The following is a 404-nucleotide window of genomic DNA, read 5'->3' as shown; positions in this document are numbered from 1 at the left end:
CGCCGACGTCCGGTGGCAACGCCGTCAGCGCGGCCGCGGGACTCGCGATGATCGAGACGATCGTCGCCGAGGTTCTCGTCGAGAACGCGGCGAAGATGGGCCGCTACTTCACCGAGGGCGCGTGGGCGCTCAAGGATCCGTGGATCGGCGACGTTCGCTTCACCGGCCTCCTCGGTGGCATCGAGCTCGTCCACGATCGCGACTCGAAGAAGCCGCTCGGCAAGACCGAGATGGCGAAAGTGAAGGACGGTCTCCACGACGCCGGCATGCTGATCACGGTCAGCGGCTGGCACGGCAACGTGCTGCGCTTGCAGCCCGCGCTGTGCGTGACGTCGGCCGAGCTGGATCGGTTCCTCGCTGCGCTGCGCAAGGTGCTTGTCGCAGTCCGCGGCGGTTGATTCCCT

The 404-nt window shown here is 67.6% G+C and carries 1 protein-coding gene; it reads left to right on the top strand.

The features are described from left to right. Positions 1-398 (top strand): aminotransferase class III-fold pyridoxal phosphate-dependent enzyme (locus tag I6F37_RS42840; protein ID WP_225154805.1); only part of this gene is annotated, 398 nt, incomplete at its 5' end. Positions 399-404: the final 6 nt, after the last annotated feature.

This window comes from Bradyrhizobium sp. NBAIM08 (assembly GCF_020193935.1).
GTDB classification, from domain to species: domain Bacteria; phylum Pseudomonadota; class Alphaproteobacteria; order Rhizobiales; family Xanthobacteraceae; genus Bradyrhizobium; species Bradyrhizobium yuanmingense.
This window is presented reverse-complemented; position numbering and strand designations above follow the sequence as displayed.